The following is a 24,250-nucleotide window of genomic DNA, read 5'->3' as shown; positions in this document are numbered from 1 at the left end:
CCGGATCACACGGTCACCACGGCCCTACCTCTGGAGCCATTCAACCGCCGAACCCCCGGCACGGCCGCCGTCCCCACGCAGGCCACGCCGACCGGCACCAACACAAAGGCCCCGCCGCCCGGACGAACCGGATGGCGGGGCCCTCGTACAAGGTGACCCGAGCTGTCAACCGCCGGACGGAGTCCGGCGCAGCGGCTCGAAGCCCGTGAGGCCCCCAGGGGCCGAGCGGTGCGAGAGCCGCGTCGAGAAGGCTAGAAGCGACGCGTGATCAGCGCGCGCTTGACCTCCTGGATCGCCTTGGTGATCTCGATGCCACGCGGGCACGCGTCCGTGCAGTTGAACGTCGTGCGGCAACGCCACACGCCGTCCTTGTCGTTGAGGATCTCAAGACGCTGCTCGCCGCCCTCGTCGCGCGAGTCGAAGATGAAACGGTGCGCGTTGACGATCGCCGCCGGGCCGAAGTACTGCCCGTCGTTCCAGAACACCGGGCACGAGGACGTGCACGCGGCGCACAGGATGCACTTCGTCGTGTCGTCGAACCGCTCGCGGTCCTCCGCGCTCTGCAGACGCTCACGCGTCGGCTCGTTGCCCTTCGTGATCAGGAACGGCATCACATCGCGGAACGCCTGGAAGAAGGGTTCCATGTCGACCACGAGGTCCTTGAGGACCGTGAGGCCCTTGATGGCCTCGACCGTGATCGGCTTGTGCGGGTTGAGGTCCTTGATCAGCGTCTTGCAGGCGAGCCTGTTCCTGCCGTTGATCCGCATCGCGTCGGACCCGCAGATGCCGTGCGCGCACGAGCGGCGGAACGTCAGCGTGCCGTCGACATCCCACTTGATCTTGTGGAGCGCGTCGAGGACCCGCTCCTTGGGGTCGATCTCGATCTCGAAGTCCTGCCAATCGAAGTCCGCGGAGACTTCGGGGTTGAAGCGGCGGATCCGGAAAGTGACCGTGATGTACGGAGAGGTGGACGACGCGGGCTTCGCGTCGTCGACCTTGTCCAGGGTCGGGGTAGCCATCAGTACTTACGCTCCATCGGCTGGTAGCGGGTCTGGACAACCGGCTTGTAGTCGAGCCGGATCGACTCGGTGCCGTCGTCGCCGACCTCGCGGTACGCCATGGTGTGGCGCATGAAGTTGACGTCGTCGCGGTTCGGGAAGTCCTCGCGGTAGTGACCGCCGCGGGACTCCTTGCGCGCGAGCGCGGACACGGCCATGACCTCGGCCAGGTCGAGCAGGTTGCCCAGCTCGACGGCCTCAAGGAGGTCCGTGTTGAACCGGCGGCCCTTGTCCTGGATGGAGATGTTGCGGTAGCGGGCACGCAGCTCGCCGAGCTTCTCCACCGCGGTCTTGATCGTCTGCTCGGTGCGGAACACCATCACATTGGCGTCCATGCACTCCTGCATCTCCTTGCGGAGAACGGCGACCCGCTCGGTGCCTGTGGAGTTGCGCAGGTGCTCGATCTGGGCGACGACGAGCGACGCCGGGTCCTCCGGCAGCTCGACGTAGTCGGCCGTCGCGCTGTACTCGGCGGCGGCGATGCCCGCCCGCTTGCCGAACACATTGATGTCGAGCAGCGAGTTGGTACCCAGCCGGTTGGCGCCGTGCACCGATACGCACGCGACCTCGCCGGCCGCGTACAGGCCCGGCACGACGGTGGTGTTGTCCGAGAGCACCTCGCCCTGGACGTTGGTCGGGATGCCGCCCATGGCGTAGTGCGCGGTCGGCTGGATCGGGATCGGGTCCGTGTACGGCTCGATGCCCAGGTACGTACGCGCGAACTCGGTGATGTCCGGGAGCTTCGCGTCCAGCTGCTCCGGCGGCAGGTGGGTGAGGTCCAGGAAGACGTGGTCGCCCTCGGGACCGCAGCCGCGGCCCTCGCGGATCTCCGTGTAGATGGAGCGCGAGACGACGTCACGCGACGCGAGGTCCTTCATGACCGGCGCGTACTTCTCCATGAAGCGCTCGCCGTCCTTGTTGCGGAGGATGCCGCCCTCACCACGGGCGCCCTCCGTCAGCAGGATGCCCATGCGCCAGATGCCCGTCGGGTGGAACTGGAAGAACTCCATGTCCTCCAGCGGCAGCCCGCGGCGGTACGCCGCGGCCTGGCCGTCACCGGTCAGGGTGTGCGCGTTCGACGTCACCTTGAAGAACTTGCCGGTGCCGCCGGAGGCGAAGATGATCGCCTTCGCCTGGAAGATGTGGATCTCGCCGGTCGCCAGCTCGTAGGCGACGACGCCCGAGGCCTTCTTGACCCCGTCGACGTCCACCATCAGCAGGTCCAGGACGTAGAACTCGTTGTAGAACTCCACGCCCTCCTTGACGCAGTTCTGGTACAGCGTCTGGAGGATCATGTGACCGGTGCGGTCCGACGCGTAGCAGGACCGGCGGACCGGGGCCTCACCGTGGTTGCGGGAGTGACCGCCGAAGCGCCGCTGGTCGATGGTGCCTTCCGGCGTGCGGTTGAACGGCAGGCCCATCTTCTCCAGGTCGAGGACCGAGTCGATGGCCTCCTTCGCCAGGATCTCGGCGGCGTCCTGGTCGACCAGGTAGTCGCCGCCCTTGATCGTGTCGAAGGTGTGCCACTCCCAGTTGTCCTCCTCCACGTTCGCGAGCGCGGCGGCCATGCCGCCCTGCGCCGCTCCCGTGTGGGACCTGGTGGGGTACAGCTTCGTCAGAACGGCCGTGCGGCTGCGCTTCGTCGACTCGATGGCCGCGCGCATGCCCGCGCCACCGGCGCCGACGATGACGGTGTCGTACTTGTGGATCTTCATGGGTGGTTTACCTCAGCCCCGGGGCCTAGCGGATGTTCGGGTCGAAGGTGAAGATCACCAGCGTGCCCAGAAGGACGGTGAACACCGTGGCGGTGTACAGCAGCATCTTCAGCCAGAAGCGGGTGCCCGGCCGTTCCGCATAGTCGTTGATGACGGTGCGCAGGCCGTTGCCGCCGTGCAGCATGGCGAGCCACAGCATGACGAGGTCCCAGGCCTGCCAGAACGGCGAGGCCCAGCGGCCCGCCACGAAGGCGAAGCCGATCTTGGACACGCCGCCGTCCAGCACAAGCTGGATCAGCAGGTGACCGAGGACCAGGACGACCAGCACGACGCCGGACAGCCGCATGAACAGCCACGCGTACAGCTCGAAGTTGCTACGGGTCGACTTCGGCGTCTTCTTGGTGCGCGCGCGGGGCGCCTCGATGAGAGGCGCCGGGTTGTCCACGTCGTACAGGCTCACGCCTTCGACGGGTCCCACGGCGGACGAAGTGGCCTCAGCAACTGTGATTTTCTCAGACACGTTTGCCTCAGCTCCCGAAGACTTCGCGTACGGCGTGGCCGAGGACGGGGTACAGCGCGCCGACCATCAGGACGATCCAGATGCCCAGCACGGTCCAGAGCATCTGCTTCTGGTAGCGGGGGCCCTTGGACCAGAAGTCCACGGCGATGACCCGCAGGCCATTGAGCGCGTGGAACAGGATGGCGGCGACGAGGCCGTACTCCAGCAGAGCAACGAGAGGGGTCTTGTAGGTGGCCACGACATCGTCATACGCCTCGGGAGAGACGCGGACGAGAGCGGTGTCGAGGACGTGTACGAACAGGAAGAAGAAGATGAGGACGCCGGTGACTCGATGAGCCACCCAGGACCACATACCTTCCCGGCCGCGATACAGCGTTCCAGCCGGCACGGAAAAACCCTCCGGGAGCGGGGATTGGGGCCATGCCGGCTTCGATGTCGGTCTGGCCCGGCCGGGTACGGTCCACCGGCCCTGGCCATCGTAGCGACGACTTGTCGGTTCGTTCGCGCCGGGTCCACAGGTGTGATCAAAGTGGCAATCAAACAGCCACGGACGGGCTATCAGGGCGGTCCTAGGGGCCCGCAATGCAGGAGGAAACAGGCGAATCGCCCAGCTCCTGATGATTGGCTACGAGATGGGCGAGCCGCCCGCGTGCCAGCCTGCGCAGTTCGTCGGCTGCGACGGACCGCTCCTCGTCCGGTTCGTTGCCAAGCCGGGACCGGATTCCCGCCAGCACCTGGTTCAGCTGCTCCGTGGGGCGGTGCCCGTCCAGGGAGATAACGAAGGCGTGGCCAAAGCTGGACTCGTACGCCGCATGGGCGGCGCGCAGCGCGGTCTGCGCGCTGGTGGGGGCGCCCGCACGCAGCCCGGCGGAGGACTCACGGGCCAGCGCGTCGCCGATCTCCTCCACGGAGAGGTCGTACGACGCCTCGTCGGCGGCGGCGAGCAGCGAGTCGAGATCGGGGTACGGGCGGTGCGCGACCAGCCGCTGCGCCCAGCGGCGGCTGCCGCAGCAGGCGAGCAGAGCGGCTTCGGCGGGCCCGACGGGCGCGCGGTTGAAGTGGCCGAGCCCGGCGGCAGCGGCCTCACGGCCCTGGTGCGGCAGGGCCGGACGAACCGGGGCGCGGTGTTCGGGGTGGAGTGGCTCGGAGAGGTGTGACCCGGGGTGGAGTGTCGGCAGACGCTTCGGAGAACCGGCGTGGAAATCGCTGGACAGCGTGAGCTCCTCGAAATGTGACCGACGAGAACCGAAGTGCGGGGTGGGGTGGATGAGGCGTAACGCTATCGGCGGTCCAGCACCGCAGCGTCAAGGATGAATGAATTTCACCCGGACGGGAGAGTTCCGGCACGCATAGTGGACGTTTTTGGTGTCGCGGTGCGACGCCGACAGCTCGTACCTGCCGCCCGATGAACCAACCCCGGCGAGCTGACCTGCTGTTTTTGATGGACGGGCGGCACTGGGCAGCGTATCTTCCCCAGGCGGCCGCGCAGGAGTGGCCGTGATCTTTACGGCGCCTCTGGGGAGGGGCGCCTTTGTCGTATTGGGGGGTCCGCTCAGCCATGCTGTGCACCAACTGTCAGCTGAACAGTGCCACCAGAAGCGGGGAGCCCTGCGACCGCTGTGTCGCCGCCGGCCACGCCTCACCACCGCCACGCGCGCGTGCGACGCCAGTGCCCGGGGCCGCGTCCGAGTCCGCCGCCGGGCCCGTGGCGGGCCTGCGCTCGCCGGTCGGGCTCTCGTACGCCGTCGTGGCACTGCTGGGCGCCGTGATCGTGGCCGATCTGTTCTCGATCGTCGTTTCCTTGCGGATGCGGAGCCTGATGGGCGACATCGTCTCGGGGAACGTGGTCACCGATGAGGCGCTGGAGGGCGTCGACTCCCTGATGCGCGTCTCGGGGCTGCTGTACTTCGCCACGGTGGCCGCGAGCGGCGTCGTCTTCGTCGTCTGGTTCTTCCGGGTGCGGCGCAACGCCGGGATCTTCGCGCCCGACCTCCAGCGCAGAGGGGCCGGCTGGGCGATCGGCGCCTGGTTCATCCCGATCGGCAACCTGTGGATCCCGCGCGGGGTCGCCGCCGACGTCCTGGCGGCGAGCAAGCGGGACCCGTACGGGCTCGGGAAGTCGAAGGGCGAGTCGGGCGCCGTGCTCGACGTGTGGTGGACGGCCTGGGTCGTGTCGCTCCTCTTCGGTCGGGTGGCCTCAGGCGCGTACGACCGGGCCGAAGAGGCGGACGACCTCAAGAACGCGATGGACCTGCTCGTCGTCGACGGTCTCATCGACATCACCGCCGCCGTGTTCGCGATCCTCTTCGTCCGCATGCTGACGCGCATGCAGCAGCTGAAGGCCGCGCCCAGGCCCGTGGAACGTCCCGTTCTCAACTGATCCCGCCCCGGACCGGCCTCCCACGGGCAGAATGCGACAGGCAGTGTGAAGTCGAACATGTGGGGGAGCCGGTATGGGTTTCTGGGGCTATTTCGTGGTGGGCAGGAGCTCGCGCCCGCTCGTGGAACTGGACGCGCTCGCGGAAGTGCGCGACGACCTGGCCCTCCACGAGACGCGGGCGGACGGCTGGCAGATATGGGCCCACCCCAGCGAACCGCAGGTCGGTGACATGGGCGCGCTCGCGCGCGGCGTGTGCGGCGAGACGGGTACGCCCGCGCTGTTCGCCTTTGTCATGGACAGCGACTGCGTGGTCGTGGAGGCGACGACCTCGGCGACGGCCGCCGGATCCTGGTTCGGCTGCCTGGGACCGGAGGCGATGGCCGCGTTCCTCGGCGCCGACGGGCTGCGGCTGGAGGATCTGTTCCTCTCGCCCGAGCGAGCGGCGGCGAAGGCGGTCCAGTGGGCCGCGGCGACCGGCAGGACCGTACCGGAGCAGCCCCTGCTCGATGTGCTGCGCGCGGAGGCCGATCCGCTGGCCGAGGAGCTCTTCGTGCTCTTTCTCGACCGGCTGGGTCTGTAACCGGCCGGGTCTGCGACCGTCCCGCCGGGTCTGCGACCGTCCGGAACTGCAACCGGAACGGGCGCATCCGGCCGGGACTGTGACGTAATCAAGCCACATTACGCAGTCCGAGATGAAGGCCCGCACAGCGCGGGCCTCGCTGTGCCGAAGGAGTCTTCGTGAGCCTGGTGGAATTGATCGGCCGCGCCGATGACCGGAGCCTGGCCGCGAGCGCCGTCGCGTGCCTGGACCGCTGCCTGCCCCTGCTTGAGTACGTCGACGGGGCGGACCGCCTCGGCCTCGACACGGATCTGGCGCTGCGGCCCCTGTGGTCCGCCGTCGAGGGCGACGACGCGTGGCTGGGGAGGCTGCGCAGGGTCGCCGCCGTCGTTGAGCGCGTCGCCGGGCACGCCCCCGGCGAACTGGCCGGATTCGCCCGCCGGATGGCCGACGCGGTCCCCGCCGCGTACACCGGGCCCGAGCTGCGTGCCTGGGCCGAGGAGTGCTCGACCGCGGTGCTCGAAGTCCATCTGCGGTTGGACGGGGTGACGGCGGCGCCCGACGACGGGGTGCGCGCGAAGGCGTACCTGCACGGCGAGACTGACGGCATCACCCCGCTCACGGCGGGCGAACTGCGCCGCCAGACAGAGCTGCTCGACATGCTCGCGGACGACTCGGGCTGCGGCCTCAGCAACGCCCTGCGGCTGTCGAACGAGGGCAAGCGGGTGCTGCGCGCGGCGGCCTCGCGCCGGGCGCGCAGCCAGAGTTAGGGGGTGTCAGACCAGCAGCCACTTCACGACCGCGCGGCCCTCGTTCGAGGTCCGTGTGTAGAAGGCGGTGAGCCGCTGGTGGACGAGCGAGAAGTGGCTCCGCAGCTCCGCCTCGGTGAAGAGCAGCCCGTGCGGCGCCATCAGGTCCTCGCACGCGGTGGACCACAGCGTCTCGAACGACACTGCGCACAGGTACGCGGCTGCCGCCGACACCTGCGCGGGGATGAGGACGATGAACGGCGGCAGGCCCTCACCGGGTAAGGGCACCGGTCGGCCGCCGAGCACGAGCAGGGTCTCGGGGGCGCTGGTGGTCGGCGGGTGCCGGGCGCCCACGTACAGCCGATGGACATCGAGGTAGTCCTCGGCCAGCACCGTTTCCGTTTGTGCCTCGCATCTGGAGCGGACCACTTTCCAGTCGTCCGCGAAGAAGGTCCGCAGCCGTTCGGGATCGGTGCTCAGTTCGGCCGACGAAACCGAGCGCAGGTGGAAATGGTGGATGGTCATGACTGCCTCCGGCTGACGGGGGTGGTTCGGCCGGGGGCCGGTCTGCGGGCGTGTGACTCGCGCGGGCTCAAATGACCCACCTTTCCTGGGAGTTCACCTGTGGCACATCTCTCGCAGAGGTGGCCTGCTTTACCCAGCGCATCGCGGCCTTGAAACGTCACACATGGGGCCGGGGAACGGCGGCAGGCGAAATATCGCCGTCCGTTTCGCGTCCGTTCCGCGCTCGTATCCCTGTAGACCCGCGGTCGTTTATCCCTACTGTTTCTCTGGCCCCAGTTGTAAGATTCTGATCACTACGGGGGTGGTTTGCCGCGTCGCCCATCGGGCCAATGCCGCGAGCCCTGCGACCCGTTCTGGAATCAGGTCCCTGGGGGGGATTTTGTCTTTCGTCATGCCCAACCACTCCGGCAGATTCAGATCGCGCTCCACGCGTGCCCGGCGCATCGCCGCCTGCACCGCGCTCGAACTCTCGGCCGGCATGCTGCTGTCCGCCCCGGCTGCGGCCGACGGCGCCGACGACAAGGCGCCGCGCCGTGCGACGATCGAGCAGGCGCGACCGGACGCCTCGCCGCTGCCGAGCCTGACCCGGCCCGAGCTCGCCGCCAAGCGCGACGGGTTCACGGGGGGCGTGGGCGCGGCGGGCGCCGCGAAGCCCCGTAACGACATTGACGGGGACGGCTACACCGACCTCATGTACCGGCACAATGACGGACTGCTCTACGTCGATCCGTCCGGTGGCGGCGCGGCGCACGAATTCGGCGTCGGCGCGCGGGGGAAGTTCTACAAGGACATCATCACGCCCGGCGACCTGGACGCCAGTGGCCTCCCCGAGTTCCTGAGCCTGTCGGCGAGCGGCACGCTCTCGCTGCACCGGGGCACGGGTACGGACGGCAGCACGGGCGCCACCTGGTCGGGCACCGGCTGGCAGGCGTACAACAAGGTCTTCGCGCCGGGCGACCTCAACGGTGACGGCAGGGGCGACGTGCTCGCCCGTACGCCGGCCGGCGAGCTCTACCTGTACGTGACCAATGGCGCGGTCGACTCCAACCCCTTCCGCGGGCGCGTCAAGGTCGGTACGGGCTGGGGGCAGTTCGACCAGCTGGTTGGCGCGAACGACGCCAACGGCGACGGCTTCGGCGACGTGTACGCCCGGACGGCCAACGGCAACCTGTACTTCTACGCCGGTACGGGCCATGCCGCTTCCCCGTTCAAGCCCCGCGTTGCGGTGGGCACCGGCTGGGGCCAGTTCAACCAGCTCGTCGGTGTCGACGACTGGGACGGCGACGGGGTCTCGGGCGATGTCATCGCCCGCACGACCGCCGGTGACGCGTACTTCTACAAGGCCGACGGCGCGGGGAAGTTCGCCCCGAAGGTGCTGGCCGGCAGGAGCTGGCTCGTGGCGTTCTTCGTCGGAGCGGGCGGCAACCCCGACTTCGGCAAGAACGAGATCCTCGGCCTCGACACCCGCGGCACGCTCTACTACTACTGGTCCTTGAACAACGGCAAGTTGAGCACCCGCGCACAGGTCAGCGACGAAGGCGGCTGGCGAGGCGCCAAGATCGTAAACGCGTCCTCGCTCGACAAGGACGGCTGGAGCGATCTGCTGCAGGTGTTCGACGACAAGCTGTACAACGCCAGCAAGTCAGGCGGCCCGTTCGTCATCAGCAGCGGCTGGAGCCAGTACAACACCATCATCGGCCCCGGTGACCTCAGCGGCGACGGCAAGGGCGACCTGCTGACGCGCGACGGCTCCGGCAAGCTCTACCTCCAGCGCGGCAACGGGGCGGGCACCGGCTTCGCCGCCCGCGTCAACGTCGGCAGCGGCTGGAATCAGTACAACAAGCTCGTCGGCGCCGGTGACCTCACCGGTGACGGCCGGGCCGACGTCCTCGCCCGCACCTCGGGCGGCACGCTGTACCTGTACGCCGGTACGGGCAAGTCCTCCTCGCCCTTCAAGGCGCGGAAGTCGATCGGCGCGGGCTGGAAGCAGTACACCAAGCTGGCTGCCCCCGGTGACATCAACGGCGACGGCCGCGCGGATCTCCTCGCCGCCAACTCCGCCGGTGAGCTGTTCAGTTACACCTCCAAGGGCACGGGCCAGTTCACCGCGAAGGCCAAGCTCGGCACCGGCTGGAACACCTACCGCGAGCTGCACTGACACCGACCGGCACGACGTCAGTACGAAGAGGGAAGCGTGGGCAGGGGCGGGGAGCGGCGCCGTACACCGGTGTACGACGTGGAGCTGGGTGCCGCCGTGGAGCGGGCCCAGCAGGGGGACGAGGACGGGTTCGCCGCGGCCTACCGGATGGTGCAGCCGGGGTTGCTCGGGTACGTACGGGGGCTGGTGGGGGAGGACGCCGAGGACGTGGCGTCCGAGACCTGGCTGGAGATCGCCCGGGACCTGGGGAGGTTCCGGGGCGACGGGGCGGGATTCCGCGGCTGGACGGCGACGATCGCCCGGCACCGGGCGCTCGACCATCTGCGTAAGCAGCAGCGAAGGCCCCGCACGGTGCTGATCGAGCACGACGTACTGGAGTTGCCGGGCAGGCAGGACACCGCGGGTGAGGCGCTCGAATCACTGTCGACCGACCGGGCGCTGGCGATGATCGCCACCCTGCCGCGCGAGCAGGCGGAGGCGGTGCTGCTGCGGGTGGTCGTCGGCCTCGACGGCCCCGCGACGGCCCGGGTGCTGGGCAAGCGCGGAGGGTCCGTACGCACATCTGCGCACCGCGGACTCAGGAGGCTGGCCGAGCAGTTGTCCTCCGGCCGGGTGGGTGCTGTGACATGTTCGGCGTCGCGCACGCTGAAAGATGAGACATGAGACGTCAGCGGAAGCGGGAATCAGCTCAGGAGCGGGTGACGCCCGAGGTCGAGGCGTTGCTGGCCGCTGTACGACGTCCTGCTGGCGCGGGTGCCGAGGCTGCCGCCGAGGCGGCGCTCGTCGCCTTCCGGACGGCGCGCGACGCCGGTGCGCACGCCGCCCCCGCGGAGCGCCGGTGGCAGAGGCGCCGCCGGGACGACTGGCGTCCTTCCCGGCGACGCGGGGCGTTGTCCCTGAAGGTGGTGCTCGGCTCGCTCGCCGCGACGGTGACGCTGGGCGGAGTGGCGCTGGCCGCCGGGACGGGGGCGATCCCGGCGCCGTTCGGCATCAGTGGCGGCCCGGACGGCGACCGGCCAGGCCGTGGCCCGGCCAGCAGCGCGCCGGCGACACCCGGAGAGCTGCCGGGGAACCCGGAGGGTCCTGCGGTCGGGGGCGACCCCACGTCCGCGGGGTCGCCGCGGCCCTCGGGGAGCGGTGAAGGCAAGGGGAAGGCGGTCTGCCGTGCGTACCTGGCGGCCGGTGGTGGAGGGGACGGACGTAAGGCATTCGAGCGGCTCGAAGCGGCAGAGGGTGGCAAGAAGGGCGCGAAGGCGCACTGCGAGCGGCTGCTGAAGCGGGGCGAGCAGGGCGGGCAGCAGGACCCGGCGGGCAAGAAGCCCCCGAAGGCCTCGAAGTCCCCGAAGCCGACCAAGACTCAAAAAGGGTCCAAGGCGTCCAAGGCTCCGACGGACAAGGCCAAGGACAACGCGAAGGACAAGGCCAAAGCGAAGGACAAGGCCAAAGCGAAGGCCAAGCACAAGGCGTAAGAGAAGGCGCTGTGGGGTCCAGGATGAACAGCAGTCGCGCATGCTGCGCCTTTCCTTCCGGTCCGGCAGTTCAGGGCGTCTCGTCTGCGACGGGGGGAAGTCTGGCCACGCATTCGGGACACCATCCGCCGCTCTCGCGCCATGGGCGTTCCTCGTTCTGCGTGGACAGCGCCTTGGCGTGCCGGTGCAGCGTGCAGGCCAGGGCGTAGATGCTCTCTTCGCTGCGGATGACCTGGGCATGGTCTTCCGGGTGGTCGTAGACGAGTTCCCAGCCGGGGATCACGGACGGGCCGATGGCATCGACGTGGCGGCGTCCGTCGCTGCTGACGTGGGTGGAGCGCTGCGGGTCGCCGGGATGATCCTGGCCAGGGGCGACTTCAACCCCGGGCGTCTGGAGGCTCCATTGGTGCGGTTCGCTGTCCGACCGTGGGGGAGGCTTCGGTGAGGTCGGCGCCGTGGTCGGCGTCGCGTCGGGTGGACTCGGTGCCGTACCAGTCCAGGCACATCACGGTGGCGTCGTCGTGCAGGAGCCCGTCATGGGCGTTGACGACGTGCTCGATCAGGACGCGGGCGGCCTCCCGTGGGTGCAGGTCCTGAGTGCTCTTGATGAGGGCAGGCAGATCGAGGTCCGCTGCGCTGCGCTCCAGCATCCCGTCGGTGAGCATGATCAGCCGGTCCCCAGCCTGCAAATCCAAGTGCTGGACCGTGTAGGTGTGCGGGTTTATGAAACCAAAGGGCATGTCGATGGTCGGCACGATCTCTTCGACCTTCCCCCCGCGCAGGCGCAGCGGCCAGGGGTGGCCTGCGTTGATGAACTCGGTCCGGCCGTCTTGCAGGCTGATACGCAGCAGTTGTCCGGTGACGTAGCGGCCGCCGCTGTGCTCGACCATGGCCTGGTCGGCCATCTGTGCTTGTTCGGCGAGGTCGGCTCCCTGTCTGCGGGCGCGGCGCAGGGCGCCGACGAGGAGGGTGGCGAGGAGGGCGGCGTCCACGTCGTGGCCCATGGCGTCGGTGACGGAGAGTTGGACGTGGTCGCGGTCTATGACGTAGTCGAAGGTGTCGCCGCCGACGAACTCGGCCGGCTCCAGGGCGCCGGCGACCGCGAACTGGGCGGCTTCGCAGGCCAGGGATGTGGGCAGCAGCCGGTGCTGGATCTCGGCGGCCAGGCTCAGCGGGCTGGTGCGCCGACCCCACTGGTAGAGGTCCGTGAAGGGCCGGTTCGCGATGATGATGTATGCCAGGGCGTGGGCGCTCCGGCTGATCTTCAGCAGAGTGTTCGGTCCGGGGTGGTGGGGCAGATAGAGCTCCAGCAGCCCGAGGGCGTCCCCGCGATTGGTCACCGGTGTGATCACCCGGGTCCAGGCACCCTCCCCGATGCGTTCCATCTGCGGTCGTTGGGTCCGGATCACTTTCTCGTACACGGTGCCAGGGACGGCGATCGGATCTGCGGGACGCTCCAGATCGATGTCGTCCGCGGCGCCCAGGCGGACGACGGAGGTGCCGGTGAAGTCGGTGATCAGGAACGATACCGACCGGGCTCCGAGCTGTCTTCGCAACGTTGCGGCGATGACGTCGACGGATTCCACCGGCGGCGCGGCCTCCGCCGCGGCCAGTGCCTCACCCAGTCCGTCGATTCCGCTGTCCCGCATGGGAGCGCCCTTCCCGCTAGCGTGCCCGCCTCAGTACATACCCGGTGACACGACTTTTCGGGCGAGCACGGGAAAGCAAGCTACCCCACTGCAGGGCCGGGCGTGGGAAGCCCGCTCGTGGCGCGGGAGCTGAGCAGTTGAGGGGCTCGGTGACCGCCATCGACGGACCCCTCCGCCGGGGGCGTGGAAGCGGCCGACAGGGTCAGGTGAGTTGTGGCGACGCGGGCAGGTGCTGGTCGGCGGCCCAGGAGGAGAGGATGCGCAGCCGTTCGTGGGTGGGGGAGCCGGGGGCGGCGGTCCAGACGGTCAGGTTCTGGTCGGGATCGGTGTTGGCGGTGAGGGTGTCCCAGTCCAGGACGAGTTCGCCGACGACCGGATGGCTGAGGGTCTTCGTGCCCACAGTGCGGGCGGCGACGTGGTGATCGCCCCACCAGCGGGCGAACTGCTTGTCGTGTCGCGCATGGACAGTCCACCGACCAGCTCGATCAGGCGGGGGTCCTCGGGATACTTCGCGGCCTCCATGCGCAGCTGCGCCACGGAGATCTGCGCGGAGGTCTCCCAGTCGGCGTACAGGGTGCGCATGGCCGGATCGGTGAAGATGATCCGGGGATAGTTGCGGTGCTTTTCCGGGAGGCGGGAGAAGTCGGTGACCAGGGCGGCGGCCAGTGCGTTCCAGGCGAGGATGTCGCCGCGTCGGCCCTGCACGACGGCCGGGGTGGCGGTGAGGTCGTCCAGGACCCGTTGCAGCAAGTTCATGAACTTCTACCCGTTCAACGACATCGAGACGATCTCCCCCGTCCGATGCTCTTCATCACCGGCGACAAGGCCCATTCCAAGGAGTTCAGCCACGAGGCTTACCGGCTTGCCGCCGAGCCCAAGGAACTGGTGATTGTGCCGGGCGCCGGACACGTAGATCTCTACGATCGTGTCAACCTCATCCCGTTCGACAAGTTGACCACGTTCTTCCGGAAGAACCTTTGAAGTGACCCATGCTTCCCCGGAGGGGAATACTCAGCAGTAACTGGTGATGATCTTTCCTGCGGGGCGGCGGTCACGCCGGAGCTGACAAGGCCGGTCAACCCCCGGAGGGGCGGACCCCGAAGCTCTCTTCTTTCGTCCCGTGCTGGGGGGAGGTGGGTTGGCCACGGCTCGCGGCGAGTTATGGATGGGGCCTCACGTCTCGTAGACGGTGGAGCGGTGTCCGACGTGAACGACCCATACGACCAGTTCGCCGTTGTCGATGGTGTAGGTGACGCGGTAGTCGCCGACCCGGAGGCGACGGCGATCGGGTTGGGACACGAGCGCCGTGGTGCTGAATCCGAGCGGGTCGCTCTCCAGTTCCGTCAGTTTGGCCAGGATGCGCAGCGCCATGTCGCGGGGGACTTTCCGAAGCTCGGTCTGCGCCTCGGGTCGGAAGACGGTGCGGTACTCACTCACTGCGCGCCAGGGTCTCCTCCATGATGTCCTCGATGGGGACGCCGACCGAGCGGTTCGCCATCCGCTCGTCGATGATGCGATTGATCTCGCGCTCTTCCCACTGCTGGTACTTTCGCAGGACATCGATCGAGACGACGGCGGCGACTTCTTTTCCTCGTCGCGTGATCACGGTGGGCTGGTCATCGCGATCGGCCCGCTCGACGACTTCGGCAAGGTGCGCGCGGACGTCACGGATGGACTCTATGGGCATCTGCGTCATACGCTCAAAGGTACCGGATGTTCCATGTGTACACAATGGCGATTGGCCGCCCCCCTCCAGGTTCCTGTTGGGTGCGGTAGAGCTCACACCTCTCCTGGCCGGCGGCGATCCGGGACGGCTCAGCCCACCGGGCTGGCTAGGATTACATGAGGCGCCTGGCCGGTTGGTCACGTGTTGGCCACGCGTCCAACCTGTCGGGTCGGCCCCTGCGGGCTACTGCGTCAGAGGCTGATAACTCGCCGGTGGGGCGGCCCGCATCGAGGGTGTGGTGTCCGCCGCCCTGCCTGCGTGACCGGCAGGCGAACGTGACCGACGGGGGCGCCGGGCGCGGGTCAGTCTTCGCGCCCGGCCAGTTTGATCAGCAGGTTTTTGGCCTCCTCGGCGACCTCGGTGTCGGCGACCACGTCGTAGCGGGCGGCCACGATCTGGCTGCGGGAGGAGAAGTCGCGGTGCCCGCCGCTGAGGGCATGACCGGCGAAACCGAAGACCGCGCCGAAGAGCGCGCCGTAGGCCAGCCCGCTCAGCATCAGGACCAGGACGTGGTGGTTGCCGGCGGAAAACACTGACAGCAACAGCCCGATCAGCAGCCCGAACCAGGCGCCGGTGCCGGCCCCCGCCAAGGCGGCCCGGCCGCGGGTGAGTCGGCCGAGCACGGTTTCCACCATGCGCAGGTCCGAACCGATGATCGCGGTGTTTTCCACCGGAAATTTGCTGTCGGAGAGAAAATCGACCGCGCGCTGGGCGCCGGCGTAGGTCGGGTACGAGCCGACGACCGGACGGTCGACCGCCTCGGTGGGCGGGTGCTGGGTCATCGAAGGACTCCCATAGTCATTGAGCAGCCTGCGCCCGTGCCACGTCCCGTGCAACGGACACCGCGGTGGGTGAGGCGCGTGGGGCGCAAACGGCATGGCGGCGACTTCGAGGATGGACGCAGAAAGCGGGCCCAACCGGGCGGCCGGCTGCCGAACAGTGACTCTGCCCGGCGGTGCCGTCCGGCTTCGTCGAGCCTGCTCCTCGGGCAGGGACCAGCAACAGGGCCCGACCGGCCCCTCGGGCTGGGCCGCTGTCCCCTACCCCCGCTCTGCATCGCGGAGCAAGGATGGCCCCAGAGCCGAGGTTGCGGCCCAGACCACGGGGCCGGACCCTGAAGGTGCCCGCCGACGTCGCGTGGCCCGGCTGATCGCTCACCCCCGTCGAGAGGAGGCGGACCGCTATGACCAGCATCGCGCACCGCATCGCCGCCCTGTTCCGGATCAAGGCGAACAACGCGTTGGACAAAGCCGAGGATCCGCGCGAGGTCCTGGACTACTCCTATACCCAGCAGCAGGAGATGCTGCAGAAGGTACGGCGCGGCGTGGCCGATGTGGCGACCAGCCGCAAGCGCCTTGAGCTGCAGATCAGCCAGTTGCAGCAGTCCGGCGGCAAGCTGGAAGGCCAGGCGCAGCAGGCGCTCGCCGTGGGGCGTGAGGATCTGGCCCGTGAGGCGCTGAGCCGCCGCACGGGCGTGGCCTCGCAGATCACCGATCTGCAGGGCCAGCAGGCGTCGCTGCGCAGTCAGGAGGAGAAGCTCACCCTGGCCACGCAGCGCCTCGAGGTGAAGGTCGATGCGTTCCGTACCCGCAAGGAGACGATCAAGGCCACCTACACCGCGGCCGAGGCCCAGACCCGTATCACCGAGGCCGTCACCGGCATCGGCGAGGAGATGGGCGACGTCGGCCTGGCCATGCAGCGCGCTCAGGACAAGACCGAGCAGTTGCAGGCACGCGCGGGCGCGCTGGACGAGCTGATCGCCTCCGGCGCGCTGGACGACGCCACCCTGCCGGCTGGCCGTGACGACATCCAGGCCGAGCTTGAGGCCGTCACCGCGGGCCAGGACGTGGAGATCGAGCTGGCCCGGATGAAGGCCCAGCTCCCGGCCTCTTCCACCCCGGCGGCTGTGGAGGGCGCAGAACCCCCGAAGAGCCCGCCGGACCAGGAGGCGACATCATGATCATGCGGATTCTCGGCGAGGGCCAGTACGAGATCGCCGAAGAGCAGCTGGACCGGCTCAACAAGCTGGACTCCGTCCTGCAGTCAGCCGCAGACACAGACGACGAGGTAGCGTTCAGCGCCGCCCTGTCGGCCCTGCTGGACGCGGTGCGCAGCCTCGGCACGCCGCTGCCCGACGAGACGATCATGCCCTCCGACCTGGCGCTGCCGGATGAGGGCACCAGTCTCACGCAGGTGCGGGAGCTGCTCGCGGGCGAGGGCCTGATCCCGGGGTGATGGCGATGCGCAGCCGTTTCGAGCCCGACCGGCAGCTGACTGCCCGCATGGTGATCACGATGTTCCTGCTCGGGCTGCTGTACGTGGCGTTCATCGCCGCGCTGATCGTGCTGCTCAAGTCCGTCGTCCTGGTGGTCGTCATCGCCGCCGGGCTGTTGATTGCGCAGTTCTGGTTCTCCGACCGGATCGCCCTGTACGCGATGCACGGCCGCCTGGTCACAGCTGAGGAACAGCCCCAGCTGCACGGGGTCATCGACCGGCTGTGCGCCACTGCGGACATGCCCAAACCGCGGGTAGCCATCTCGGAGATGGACCTGCCCAACGCGTTTGCCACCGGCCGCAACGCAGACCACGCCGTGGTCTGCGTCACCACCGGACTGCTGCGCCGCCTGGAGACCGAGGAACTCGAAGGCGTCCTCGCCCATGAGCTCTCCCATGTCGCACACCGCGACGTCGCGGTGATCACCATCGCCTCGTTCCTGGGTGTGATCGCCGGGCTCATCGTCCGCTTCGCCTTCTACTCGCAGCTGTTCGGCGGGCGCAACCGGGACCAGAACACCGCCGCACTGCTCGCGATCGTGATGGCGGTCTCCGCCCTCGTCTACGCCATCAGCTTCCTGCTCATCCGGGCACTGTCCCGCTACCGCGAACTGGCCGCCGACCGCGCCGCAGCCATGCTGACCGGGAAACCCTCCGTCCTGGCCTCGGCGCTGACCAAAGTCAGCGGCGACATCGCCCGAATCCCCACCCAGGACCTGCGCACCGCCCAGGCGTTCAACGCGTTCTTCTTTACCCCCGCCCTCGGGCCCGGCACGGCGCTGGCCAACATGTTCTCCACCCACCCCAGCCTGGAACGCCGGCTGGAGGCGCTCGCGGAGATATCCGCCGAACTGGGCGAGCCAGGCGGCCCGACGCCATGAAAAGGAGCTGAGTCCCCGTGGGTTTCCTGGATGTCCTGTTCGCCCGGAGCAAGCCGGTCAAGCCGGACCTGGACCAGCTCTTCGGACTGCCCTCGGCGGCGATCACCCTCCAGGCGGCCGCCGGCTTCACCCCGACCGGTGCGGGCTCGGTGTGCTTCGCCACCATCGAGGGCGGGGCATTCGCGCAAGTTCAGCAGGAGGTACGAGCCCTTCTGGATGCGGACTCCGAACGGGGCGGCGTACCGGTGGAGTTCAGCCGCGACGAATACGGCTACTCGTGGCTGCTCTCCCGCCGTGACCCGGGCGGCCTGCCCGCCCTCGTGGGCGACCTGCACGCGGTCAACACCGCCCTGCAGGACAGCGGCTTCGGTCCGCAACTGCTCTGCTCCCTGGTCGCCTTCCACGACGCCGAGCTGCGCCCCCTCTCGCTGGTCTACCTCTACAAACGCGGCACCTTCTACCCGTTCGCACCCCTGCCCGGCCACAAACGCGACAACCCGCTCGAACTCCAGGTCAAGGCCACGGTCAAGGACGAGCTGCGCATCGAGCAGGACCTGACCCGCTGGTTCCCGCTGTGGGGCGCCCCTGGCCTGTGACCTGCCGCTCGCGGTCCCAGCGCGCGCGGGGCTACCACTCGGGTCTGCCCGCTCGCTCGGCGGGGTTCCCCTGGCAGCGCGGCTGGGTGGCACGCAAGTACGCCGCGTGTCACCCAGCCGTCAGGTCATGCCTGGTAGGCGACGTTCGTCATCATCCCGGCCTCGCCGTGGTAGGCGTTGTGGCAGTGCAGCATCCACTGGCCGGGGTTGTCGGCGTCGAAGAGGACGGACAGCTTCTTCTTGGGCAGGGCGATCGCGGTGTCCTTGCGCGGGCCCAAGTCGCCGATCTGGTAGGTGTGGCCGTGCAGGTGCATCGGGTGCCACATGGTGGTGTCGTTGACGAAGTCGAGCCGGACCCGCTGGCCCTCCTCGACCAGGATCGGGTTGGCGTCCGGGTTCGCCACGTCGAACGGCTTGCCGTTGATGGCCCAGCTCGCGGTGGTGCAGTGCTGCATGCCCGGGGTGGCGCAGGCGCCGTGATCGACACCGTGGGCGGACGCGTTCGCGCCGAGCACACGCGTGTGGTCGGCAGCGGAGCTCATCGGCATCGCGAAAACGGACGAAGAGGTGGCCATGCGCGGCATGGCGTGCCCGGAATGCGTGGTGGACGGCGGGGAGGAGACGGCGACCGCGGCCGTCTCATGGTGAACCAGCACGGCCAGGGCGGCGCACAGGGCGATGACGGCGCCGCGCGCCCAGCGGACGGCGCCCGTGCGGGCTGTCCGGATCGCCATGTCCTTCACCTGGCTTCTCTGCTCTGAGCCCCGTGGGTGGGAGCTCGCCGCTCGCTCAATGTACCCCTGCGGGGTTTGCCTGCCCTGCGGGGCGCGGAGGCGGTCACAGGTGCAGCGCGAGGGCGAGTTCGTCGAGCTTGGTCCCGCCCGCAGCCGGATCCGCACGCGCGGCGTCGGTCATGCAGTGCCGCACGTGGTCATCCAGCAGGCCGAGCGCGACTTCCCGCAGGGCTCGGGTCACGGCGCTGCGCTGATCTGAGTGAGGACGTCGATGCAGTACCGGTCGTCGTCGACCATGCGGGCCACCCCGCGCACCTGGCCCTCGACCTTGTGCAGCCGGGCGAGATGGTCGGACTTGCGGTCGGCGCAGCCGCGCGGGGCCACGCCCGGCGCCGGGTCCGGCGTGTGTGCGTGGTCGGGGACGGTGGTCACCTGGTCTCATCTCTCTCGTGGCGTGCCAGGTGCCGCAGGTGCCCGGTAACGGTCCGGGTCGGCGCAGAAGGTGGCGGCGCAGCCGGCGGAGCAGAAGTAGTACCACCGTCCGTCCATCACATGGCGCTCCGCGGCGGCGTCCGGGTCGATCTGCATCCCGCACACCAGGTCTGTGACCGTGGTGGTGGATTCGTGTTGGTTGTCGCGATCGTTGCTCGCTTCGGTCTCCGGTGTCGGGGCGGGTGGTGGCGTGTGGTCGGTCGGTATCTCGGTCCCCGGCACGACCGTTGACATTGGTGCGGACGGCAGCGGGGCGGTGCGCCAGCGGCGCAGCCGGTTCGCGTTGGCGACAACCGACAGGGAGGACAGGGCCATGGCCGCGGCGGCGATGATCGGGCTGAGCCGGATGCCCCACAGCGGGTAGAGGGCTCCGGCGGCGAGGGGTATACCAACGGCGTTGTAGATCAGGGCGAAGAACAGGTTCTGCCGGATGTTGCGCATGGTGGACCGGGAGAGCCGGATCGCGGTGACGACGCCGGTCAGGGAACCGGAGATGAGCGTGATGTCGGCGGCCTCGATGGCCACATCGGTGCCGGTGCCGATCGCGAGCCCGACATCGGCGGCAGCGAGGGCGGGGGCGTCGTTGATGCCGTCGCCGACCATGCCCACCATGCGGCCCTCACCCTGCAGGCGGCGGACCTCGTCCGCCTTGTGCTCAGGAAGTACCTCGGCCAGCACCCGGCGCACGCCCACCTGAGCGGCGATCGCGGCGGCGGTGCGGGCGTTGTCCCCGGTGAGCATGACCACCTCGATGCCGAGCCGGTGCAGCGCGGCGATGGCCGATGCGGAGTCGTCCTTGACGGTATCGGCGACCGCGAGCACCCCGGCCGCCCGGCCGTCGACCGAGGCGAGCACCGGTGTCTTGCCTTCGGCGGAGAACGCGGCTGCGGCAGGGGCGAGTGCGGTGGTGTCGATGCCCGCATCGGCGAGCAGCCGGGCGGTGCCGACCAGGACGGCGCGGCCGTTCACGGTGGCTTGCACGCCCTTGCCGGTGACGGAGTCGAAGCCGTTCGCTGCCGGCACGGTGAGGTTCCGGTCCCGCGCGCTGGTGACGATGGCGGCGGCGAGGGGGTGTTCGCTGTCGGCCTCGGCGGCTGCCACCAGCGACAGCAACCCGGCCTCGTCGAATCCGTCAGTCGGCCGCACGTCGGTGAGGACGGGCTTTCCGGCGGTGACGGTGCCGGTCTTGTCCAGGACGATGGTGTCCAGCTTGTGGGCGGTCTCCAGGGCTTCGGCGGAGCGGATGAGAATGCCTGCATGGGCGCCCTTGCCGGTGCCGACCATGATGGACAGCGGGGTGGCCAGGCCCAGTGCGCACGGGCAGGCGATGATCAGCACCGCGACGGCGGAGACCAGGGCGAGGGTGAGCGCCGGGGCCGGGCCGACCGTGTACCAGAGCGCGAAGGTGGCGATGGCGACGGCGATGACGGCGGGCACGAAGTAGGCGGAGACCGCGTCGGCCAGCCGCTGGATCGGCGCCTTCGACGCCTGGGCCTGCTGCACCAGCCGGACGATCTGGGCCAGCATCGTGTCCGCGCCGACCTTGGCGGCGCGCACCCGCAAGGACCCGGTGCCGTTGACCGTGGCGCCGATGACCGTATCGCCTGCGCGCTTGGTGACCGGCATCGGCTCACCGGTGACCATCGACTCGTCCACCGCCGAGGAACCGGACAGCACGTCGGCGTCGACCGGGATCTTCTCGCCGGGCCGGATGACCACGTCGTCGCCCACGACGACGTCCTCGACGGGGATTTCGGCCTCGGTGCCGTACCGCAGCACGCGTGCGGTACGGGCCTGCAGGCCCAGCAGTGCCCGGATGGCCTCGCCGGTGCCAGCCTTGGCGCGGGCCTCCAGCAGCCTGCCGAGCAGGATCAGGGTGAGGATCACCCCGACCGCCTCGAAGTACACCTCCCGCACGTCCTCGGGCAGCAACGACGGCGCGAGGGTGACCAGCAGGCTGTATCCGTAGGCTGCCGAAGTGCCCAGGGTGATCAGGGAGTTCATGTCCGCGCTGCGGTGCTTGAGGGTCAGCCAGCCGGTGGAGTGGATCGGCCAGCCGGTGTAGAACATCACCGGAGTGATCAGAGCCAGCTGCAGCCAGTGGTTCAGCAGCCAGCCCGGCACCCAGTCGGCGCCGAACAACTCGTGCGCCATCACCGCGAACAGCACCGGCAGGGTGAGCACCGCGCCCGCCGCGACCCGGCGGCTCAGGTCCGCGATCTCAGCGCGCCGCTCGGCAACCTCGCCAGCCTCCGCTTCAGCCGCCGTGCCGCCCTGGCCGCCCGGCACTGCGCCCGCTGCGACGGAGGCGCCTCCGGTAGCAGCAGTCTCCCGGCCGCCGGCGGGGGCCACAGCCGTGGTGTCCGGCCCTGTGCCCGGTTCGACCAGCAGCGTGCCGTGGATCATGTTCATCCCGCACGCGAAGCCGAAGGAACCGGCCTTCTCCGGGCTGACGCGCACGGTGGTGCGCGCGTACGCCGGAAGCCCGGCACTGACCCGCAGGTCCGGGAAGACGACCCGGGAGGTGCACTCCCCGCTCTCCTGCCGGTCGAAAACCAGCTCCACCGGCACCCCCTGCCGGACCCGTATGACATCGGGACTGTAGCCGCCCCGCACGGTCACCTCGACCCGCTGCACCCCGCCCTCCATCCGCGCGGTGCGGGCCCGGCGCGGGCCGAAGAAGAACCAGCCCAGACCGGCGATCAGCACAGCGGCGGAGATCACCACGACGACATCGGCGACACCCATGGCAGACCTGTCCTCTCTATACCTATTTACGCACTTAGTCTGCCCGGCGCCTACCCTTACCAGGTAGGGGCGGAACGGCCTCACGAGGAGGACCTGTCGATCCTGTGCGCACGGGGCCGGGCAGAGGACCGTGGTTATTGAGAAGGAACCCTCAACGAGGGACGGCGGGCCTCAGGCCCGCGGCCCCGGAGCCCTGGGGAAGTGAAACGCGATGATGTTCTGGTACGACCACGACGTCAGCGGCTGGGGCTGGTTCGCGATGTCGGCCAGCATGATCCTGTTCTGGGCGCTGATCATCACCGCCGCGGTCCTGCTCTTCCGCGCCTTGAACCGCGCTCCCGAGCACACCCACCTCTCCGCGGGGCCCTCGCCCGAGCAGCTGCTCGGCGAGCGGTTCGCCCGCGGCGAGATCGACGAGGAGGAGTACCAGCGACGCCTGGCTGCCCTGCGCTCCTCCGGCCCGCTCACCAAACCCTGACGACCTCCCAAGGGGGAGGACCGGCCATGAAGACCAACCGGAACTACGGCCTGTACGCGATCGCTGTCGCCATCGCCTTCGTCGGCGCCCTGGTACTCGGCATGCCCCTGGGCACCCTCGCCCTCCTCGCCATCGGCGTCGCCTGCCCGCTGATGATGTTCTTCATGATGCGTGGCATGCACGGCGGCGGCCACGGCGAGGGCGACCAGCACACCGACCAGAACGATCCGCTGCGCAAGCACGACCACCACCAGCACCCCGGAGGCCGGCCGTAACCGGCCGGATCCCCGCGTCGACGGCATGGCCAGGAGAGCGCCATGAGCGCCCTGATAGCCGCACTGATCGGCACGCTGATCCTGGCCGCCGTGAGCTACGACATCGTGCGCCTGATCACGCCGAACGAACCCCGCTGCCCTCCGCTGGCACGCCTTCGAGGGCGGCGAGCTGCCCTCGAAGGCGCTGAGCAATGGTGTGTCGGCCTGCGCCTGCACGGCCGGATCGACGCGGACACCTACCAGCGCCGGATGAGCGGCCTCGCCCGCGGCCGGCGCAGGCCGGCCACAAACCGAGCAGCCTCAAGGAGAACGTGATGGCTGATGCCGCGTACGGCCTGTGGCCGCTGGTGGTGCTCAACACCCTGCTGTTCATCGTCTTCGCCGCGAGCTTCTTCCCCCCGAAGAGCAAACGGGACTGGCGGGCGATGGGCGCCTACAGTGCCGGAAGAAGATCCAATCGACCGACCCCCTGGAGCGGATCAACCGCGAGGTCAAGCGTCGCACCGACGTCGTCCAGATCTTCCCCAACTCCAACGCCCAAACGCCGGGGCCTGGCGCAACGCCAGGTTGCTGGGGGCGGATCGCGGGTCGCCGGTCCCGGCTTTGGCGTACCGGGTGCGCCACCGCTGGTAGTACGCAAGGTCCCGGCGGCACACGAGCCTCACCGCGGCCCGGCGCACCTCGGGAGCCTGGTGGAGCAGCTGGGCGATGCCGGGGGCGAAGTGCGGCTGGAAGCCCACGAAGATCTGAGTGTCCTCCGGTGCCGGCTCCAGGGCGGCGGGGTGGAGTGTGGCGGGCTTCTCCACCAGTACGGTCGCGGCGCCGCGCGCCCAGTACGGCAAGCGCAGAGTGGAGGGGGCCCGGAAGCTCGCATCGGGGACGGCGCCGCGCATTGGCCTGGGGAGGATCGAGTGAACACCCGGATGCGTTGGTCACGCGGTTGGTCATGCATAAGCCCCGCGCTCTGGATATTGCCTGGTCAGAGCGCGGAAAAGCCGAAAGACGACCGGGGTCGCCACCCCTGGTCGGGCTGAGCAATAAAGGGCCTCTGACCAGGCATTTTGTCATCCTGGTGCAGGTTCCTGCTTACCGTCTAGATCGGCCCTCATCTGGGTGTTTCTGCCTGTTCCTGGCCGCTGTTGGTCACGCGTTGGTCATGCGTCCAGCCCGCAGGGTTGGCCCCTGCGGGCGGCTGCGCCAGAGGTTGATTTCTCGCCGGAGGGCCGGAGGGGCGGCCCGCATGGAGGCCACGTGGTACGTGATC

At 69.1% G+C, this 24,250-nt stretch carries 30 protein-coding genes and 3 pseudogenes; 16 read left to right on the top strand and 17 right to left on the bottom strand.

The genetic code is table 11. The features are described from left to right. Positions 1–251: 251 nt before the first annotated feature. The 5 genes from ABCR94_RS24820 to ABCR94_RS24800 form a co-directional block, all read right to left on the bottom strand. Entirely contained in the window at positions 252–1,019 is a 768-nt protein-coding gene (locus ABCR94_RS24820; RefSeq protein ID WP_347122244.1) for a succinate dehydrogenase iron-sulfur subunit, read from the bottom strand. Beyond that, complete coding sequence (gene sdhA / locus ABCR94_RS24815; RefSeq protein WP_347122243.1) at positions 1,019–2,773, bottom strand: succinate dehydrogenase flavoprotein subunit; 1,755 nt, start codon at positions 2,771–2,773, stop codon at positions 1,019–1,021. Before sdhA ends, ABCR94_RS24820 begins: the two co-directional genes overlap by 1 nt. A gap of 25 nt (positions 2,774–2,798) precedes the next feature. Next, positions 2,799–3,281: a succinate dehydrogenase hydrophobic membrane anchor subunit gene (locus ABCR94_RS24810; RefSeq protein ID WP_347122501.1), complete on the bottom strand. Its 483-nt coding sequence runs from the start codon at positions 3,279–3,281 to the stop codon at positions 2,799–2,801. A gap of 19 nt (positions 3,282–3,300) precedes the next feature. After that, positions 3,301–3,681 carry a succinate dehydrogenase, cytochrome b556 subunit gene (gene sdhC, locus ABCR94_RS24805; protein ID WP_347122242.1) on the bottom strand — a complete coding sequence of 127 codons (381 nt, stop codon included), beginning with the start codon at positions 3,679–3,681 and terminating at the stop codon, positions 3,301–3,303. A 181-nt stretch (positions 3,682–3,862) separates the two neighbouring features. Next, on the bottom strand, positions 3,863–4,315 hold the full coding sequence (locus ABCR94_RS24800; protein WP_521977847.1) for a 2-oxo-4-hydroxy-4-carboxy-5-ureidoimidazoline decarboxylase: 453 nt from the start codon (positions 4,313–4,315) through the stop codon (positions 3,863–3,865). Between ABCR94_RS24800 and ABCR94_RS39195 the strand changes: the two genes are divergently transcribed. The 4 genes from ABCR94_RS39195 (at position 4,265) to ABCR94_RS24785 (ending at position 7,002) form a co-directional block, all read left to right on the top strand. Then, on the top strand, positions 4,265–4,450 hold the full coding sequence (locus ABCR94_RS39195; protein ID WP_521977726.1) for a hypothetical protein: 186 nt from the start codon (positions 4,265–4,267) through the stop codon (positions 4,448–4,450). The two genes, ABCR94_RS24800 and ABCR94_RS39195, sit on opposite strands and share 51 nt — an antisense overlap. A 512-nt stretch (positions 4,451–4,962) precedes the next feature. Further along, positions 4,963–5,673 carry a DUF4328 domain-containing protein gene (locus tag ABCR94_RS24795; RefSeq protein ID WP_347122241.1) on the top strand — a complete coding sequence of 237 codons (711 nt, stop codon included), beginning with the start codon at positions 4,963–4,965 and terminating at the stop codon, positions 5,671–5,673. Between the two features lie 73 nt (positions 5,674–5,746). Further along, a complete protein-coding gene (locus ABCR94_RS24790; protein WP_347122240.1) occupies positions 5,747–6,253 on the top strand; it encodes a hypothetical protein in 507 nt (168 codons plus the stop codon). Between the two features lie 158 nt (positions 6,254–6,411). Then, positions 6,412–7,002 carry a hypothetical protein gene (locus ABCR94_RS24785; RefSeq protein ID WP_347122239.1) on the top strand — a complete coding sequence of 197 codons (591 nt, stop codon included), beginning with the start codon at positions 6,412–6,414 and terminating at the stop codon, positions 7,000–7,002. 6 nt (positions 7,003–7,008) lie between these two features. Here ABCR94_RS24785 and ABCR94_RS24780 read toward each other — a convergent pair whose 3' ends face one another. After that, positions 7,009–7,506 carry a DUF1877 family protein gene (locus ABCR94_RS24780; protein ID WP_347122238.1) on the bottom strand — a complete coding sequence of 166 codons (498 nt, stop codon included), beginning with the start codon at positions 7,504–7,506 and terminating at the stop codon, positions 7,009–7,011. A gap of 391 nt (positions 7,507–7,897) precedes the next feature. Here ABCR94_RS24780 and ABCR94_RS24775 point away from each other — a divergent pair, with 391 nt between their 5' ends. Genes ABCR94_RS24775 through ABCR94_RS24765 form a run of 3 tightly spaced genes read left to right on the top strand, consistent with a single transcriptional unit; the run spans position 7,898 to position 11,133 of the window. Continuing rightward, complete coding sequence (locus ABCR94_RS24775) at positions 7,898–9,664, top strand: FG-GAP-like repeat-containing protein (RefSeq protein WP_347122237.1); 1,767 nt, start codon at positions 7,898–7,900, stop codon at positions 9,662–9,664. Between the two features lie 36 nt (positions 9,665–9,700). Further along, positions 9,701–10,327, top strand: coding sequence for an RNA polymerase sigma factor (locus ABCR94_RS24770; RefSeq protein ID WP_347122236.1), 627 nt, complete (start codon positions 9,701–9,703; stop codon positions 10,325–10,327). After that, a complete protein-coding gene (locus ABCR94_RS24765; RefSeq protein WP_347122235.1) occupies positions 10,324–11,133 on the top strand; it encodes a hypothetical protein in 810 nt (269 codons plus the stop codon). The genes ABCR94_RS24770 and ABCR94_RS24765 overlap by 4 nt, the downstream gene beginning before the upstream one ends. Positions 11,134–11,203: 70 nt before the next feature. Here the strand turns inward: ABCR94_RS24765 and ABCR94_RS24760 are convergent, their stop codons facing one another. From ABCR94_RS24760 to ABCR94_RS39190, 4 genes and pseudogenes are all read right to left on the bottom strand, one after another. Further along, the gene (locus ABCR94_RS24760; protein WP_347122234.1) at positions 11,204–11,416 is read right to left on the bottom strand and encodes a hypothetical protein; all 213 of its coding nucleotides are present in this window, start codon (positions 11,414–11,416) and stop codon (positions 11,204–11,206) included. 94 nt (positions 11,417–11,510) lie between these two features. After that, the gene (locus ABCR94_RS24755; RefSeq protein WP_347122233.1) at positions 11,511–12,782 is read right to left on the bottom strand and encodes a PP2C family protein-serine/threonine phosphatase; all 1,272 of its coding nucleotides are present in this window, start codon (positions 12,780–12,782) and stop codon (positions 11,511–11,513) included. A gap of 202 nt (positions 12,783–12,984) precedes the next feature. After that, positions 12,985–13,344 (bottom strand): MmyB family transcriptional regulator, encoded by a 360-nt coding sequence (locus tag ABCR94_RS24750; protein ID WP_521977845.1) that lies wholly within the window; start codon positions 13,342–13,344, stop codon positions 12,985–12,987. Between the two features lie 68 nt (positions 13,345–13,412). Further along, positions 13,413–13,538 (bottom strand): annotated as a pseudogene (locus ABCR94_RS39190) (MmyB family transcriptional regulator); the annotation flags it as partial. A 45-nt stretch (positions 13,539–13,583) separates the two neighbouring features. On the opposite strand from ABCR94_RS39190, the gene ABCR94_RS24745 reads away from it, so the two are divergent. Then, complete coding sequence (locus tag ABCR94_RS24745) at positions 13,584–13,763, top strand: alpha/beta hydrolase (protein WP_347122232.1); 180 nt, start codon at positions 13,584–13,586, stop codon at positions 13,761–13,763. Positions 13,764–13,955: 192 nt separating this feature from the next. On the opposite strand, the gene ABCR94_RS24740 is transcribed toward ABCR94_RS24745, so the two are convergent. The 3 genes from ABCR94_RS24740 to ABCR94_RS24730 all read right to left on the bottom strand — a co-directional run bounded on the left by ABCR94_RS24740 (position 13,956) and on the right by ABCR94_RS24730 (position 15,290). After that, positions 13,956–14,219 carry a type II toxin-antitoxin system RelE family toxin gene (locus ABCR94_RS24740; RefSeq protein WP_347122231.1) on the bottom strand — a complete coding sequence of 88 codons (264 nt, stop codon included), beginning with the start codon at positions 14,217–14,219 and terminating at the stop codon, positions 13,956–13,958. Further along, entirely contained in the window at positions 14,212–14,478 is a 267-nt protein-coding gene (locus tag ABCR94_RS24735; RefSeq protein ID WP_347122230.1) for a type II toxin-antitoxin system Phd/YefM family antitoxin, read from the bottom strand. Before ABCR94_RS24735 ends, ABCR94_RS24740 begins: the two co-directional genes overlap by 8 nt. A 332-nt stretch (positions 14,479–14,810) precedes the next feature. After that, positions 14,811–15,290, bottom strand: coding sequence for a YflT domain-containing protein (locus ABCR94_RS24730; RefSeq protein WP_347122229.1), 480 nt, complete (start codon positions 15,288–15,290; stop codon positions 14,811–14,813). A gap of 401 nt (positions 15,291–15,691) precedes the next feature. On the opposite strand from ABCR94_RS24730, the gene ABCR94_RS24725 reads away from it, so the two are divergent. From ABCR94_RS24725 to pspAB, 4 genes are read left to right on the top strand one after another with little or no spacing between them, the layout of a single operon-like run. Beyond that, complete coding sequence (locus tag ABCR94_RS24725) at positions 15,692–16,468, top strand: PspA/IM30 family protein (RefSeq protein ID WP_347122228.1); 777 nt, start codon at positions 15,692–15,694, stop codon at positions 16,466–16,468. Then, positions 16,465–16,743: a PspA-associated protein PspAA gene (gene pspAA / locus ABCR94_RS24720; protein WP_347122227.1), complete on the top strand. Its 279-nt coding sequence runs from the start codon at positions 16,465–16,467 to the stop codon at positions 16,741–16,743. Before ABCR94_RS24725 ends, pspAA begins: the two co-directional genes overlap by 4 nt. Before the next feature lie 5 nt (positions 16,744–16,748). Beyond that, positions 16,749–17,663, top strand: coding sequence for a zinc metalloprotease HtpX (htpX, locus tag ABCR94_RS24715; protein ID WP_347122226.1), 915 nt, complete (start codon positions 16,749–16,751; stop codon positions 17,661–17,663). Between the two features lie 17 nt (positions 17,664–17,680). After that, complete coding sequence (pspAB, locus tag ABCR94_RS24710) at positions 17,681–18,259, top strand: PspA-associated protein PspAB (protein ID WP_347122225.1); 579 nt, start codon at positions 17,681–17,683, stop codon at positions 18,257–18,259. Positions 18,260–18,384: 125 nt separating this feature from the next. Here the strand turns inward: pspAB and ABCR94_RS24705 are convergent. The 4 genes and pseudogenes from ABCR94_RS24705 to ABCR94_RS24695 form a co-directional block, all read right to left on the bottom strand. Beyond that, positions 18,385–18,690, bottom strand: a pseudogene (locus ABCR94_RS24705) (multicopper oxidase domain-containing protein); the annotation flags it as partial. Positions 18,691–19,096: 406 nt separating this feature from the next. Beyond that, a complete protein-coding gene (locus ABCR94_RS39185; protein WP_521977719.1) occupies positions 19,097–19,234 on the bottom strand; it encodes a metal-sensing transcriptional repressor in 138 nt (45 codons plus the stop codon). Further along, positions 19,231–19,425 (bottom strand): metal-sensitive transcriptional regulator, encoded by a 195-nt coding sequence (locus ABCR94_RS39180; protein WP_521977717.1) that lies wholly within the window; start codon positions 19,423–19,425, stop codon positions 19,231–19,233. The genes ABCR94_RS39185 and ABCR94_RS39180 overlap by 4 nt, the downstream gene beginning before the upstream one ends. Before the next feature lie 6 nt (positions 19,426–19,431). Next, positions 19,432–22,233 carry a heavy metal translocating P-type ATPase gene (locus ABCR94_RS24695; RefSeq protein ID WP_347122224.1) on the bottom strand — a complete coding sequence of 934 codons (2,802 nt, stop codon included), beginning with the start codon at positions 22,231–22,233 and terminating at the stop codon, positions 19,432–19,434. 211 nt (positions 22,234–22,444) lie between these two features. On the opposite strand from ABCR94_RS24695, the gene ABCR94_RS24690 reads away from it, so the two are divergent. The 4 genes and pseudogenes from ABCR94_RS24690 to ABCR94_RS24675 form a co-directional block, all read left to right on the top strand. After that, positions 22,445–22,711 (top strand): SHOCT domain-containing protein, encoded by a 267-nt coding sequence (locus tag ABCR94_RS24690; RefSeq protein ID WP_347122223.1) that lies wholly within the window; start codon positions 22,445–22,447, stop codon positions 22,709–22,711. A gap of 26 nt (positions 22,712–22,737) precedes the next feature. Further along, the gene (locus ABCR94_RS24685) at positions 22,738–22,986 is read left to right on the top strand and encodes a DUF2933 domain-containing protein (RefSeq protein ID WP_347122222.1); all 249 of its coding nucleotides are present in this window, start codon (positions 22,738–22,740) and stop codon (positions 22,984–22,986) included. Between the two features lie 42 nt (positions 22,987–23,028). Then, entirely contained in the window at positions 23,029–23,301 is a 273-nt protein-coding gene (locus ABCR94_RS24680; RefSeq protein WP_347122221.1) for a hypothetical protein, read from the top strand. Positions 23,302–23,431: 130 nt separating this feature from the next. After that, positions 23,432–23,524, top strand: a pseudogene (locus ABCR94_RS24675) (transposase); the annotation flags it as partial. Positions 23,525–24,250: the final 726 nt, after the last annotated feature.

Origin of the sequence: Streptomyces changchenzhani (genome assembly GCF_039766235.1) — a bacterium.
Classification (GTDB): domain Bacteria; phylum Actinomycetota; class Actinomycetes; order Streptomycetales; family Streptomycetaceae; genus Streptomyces.
Note: the sequence above shows the minus strand (reverse complement) of the source record. Positions and strands in the feature narration are given on the sequence as shown.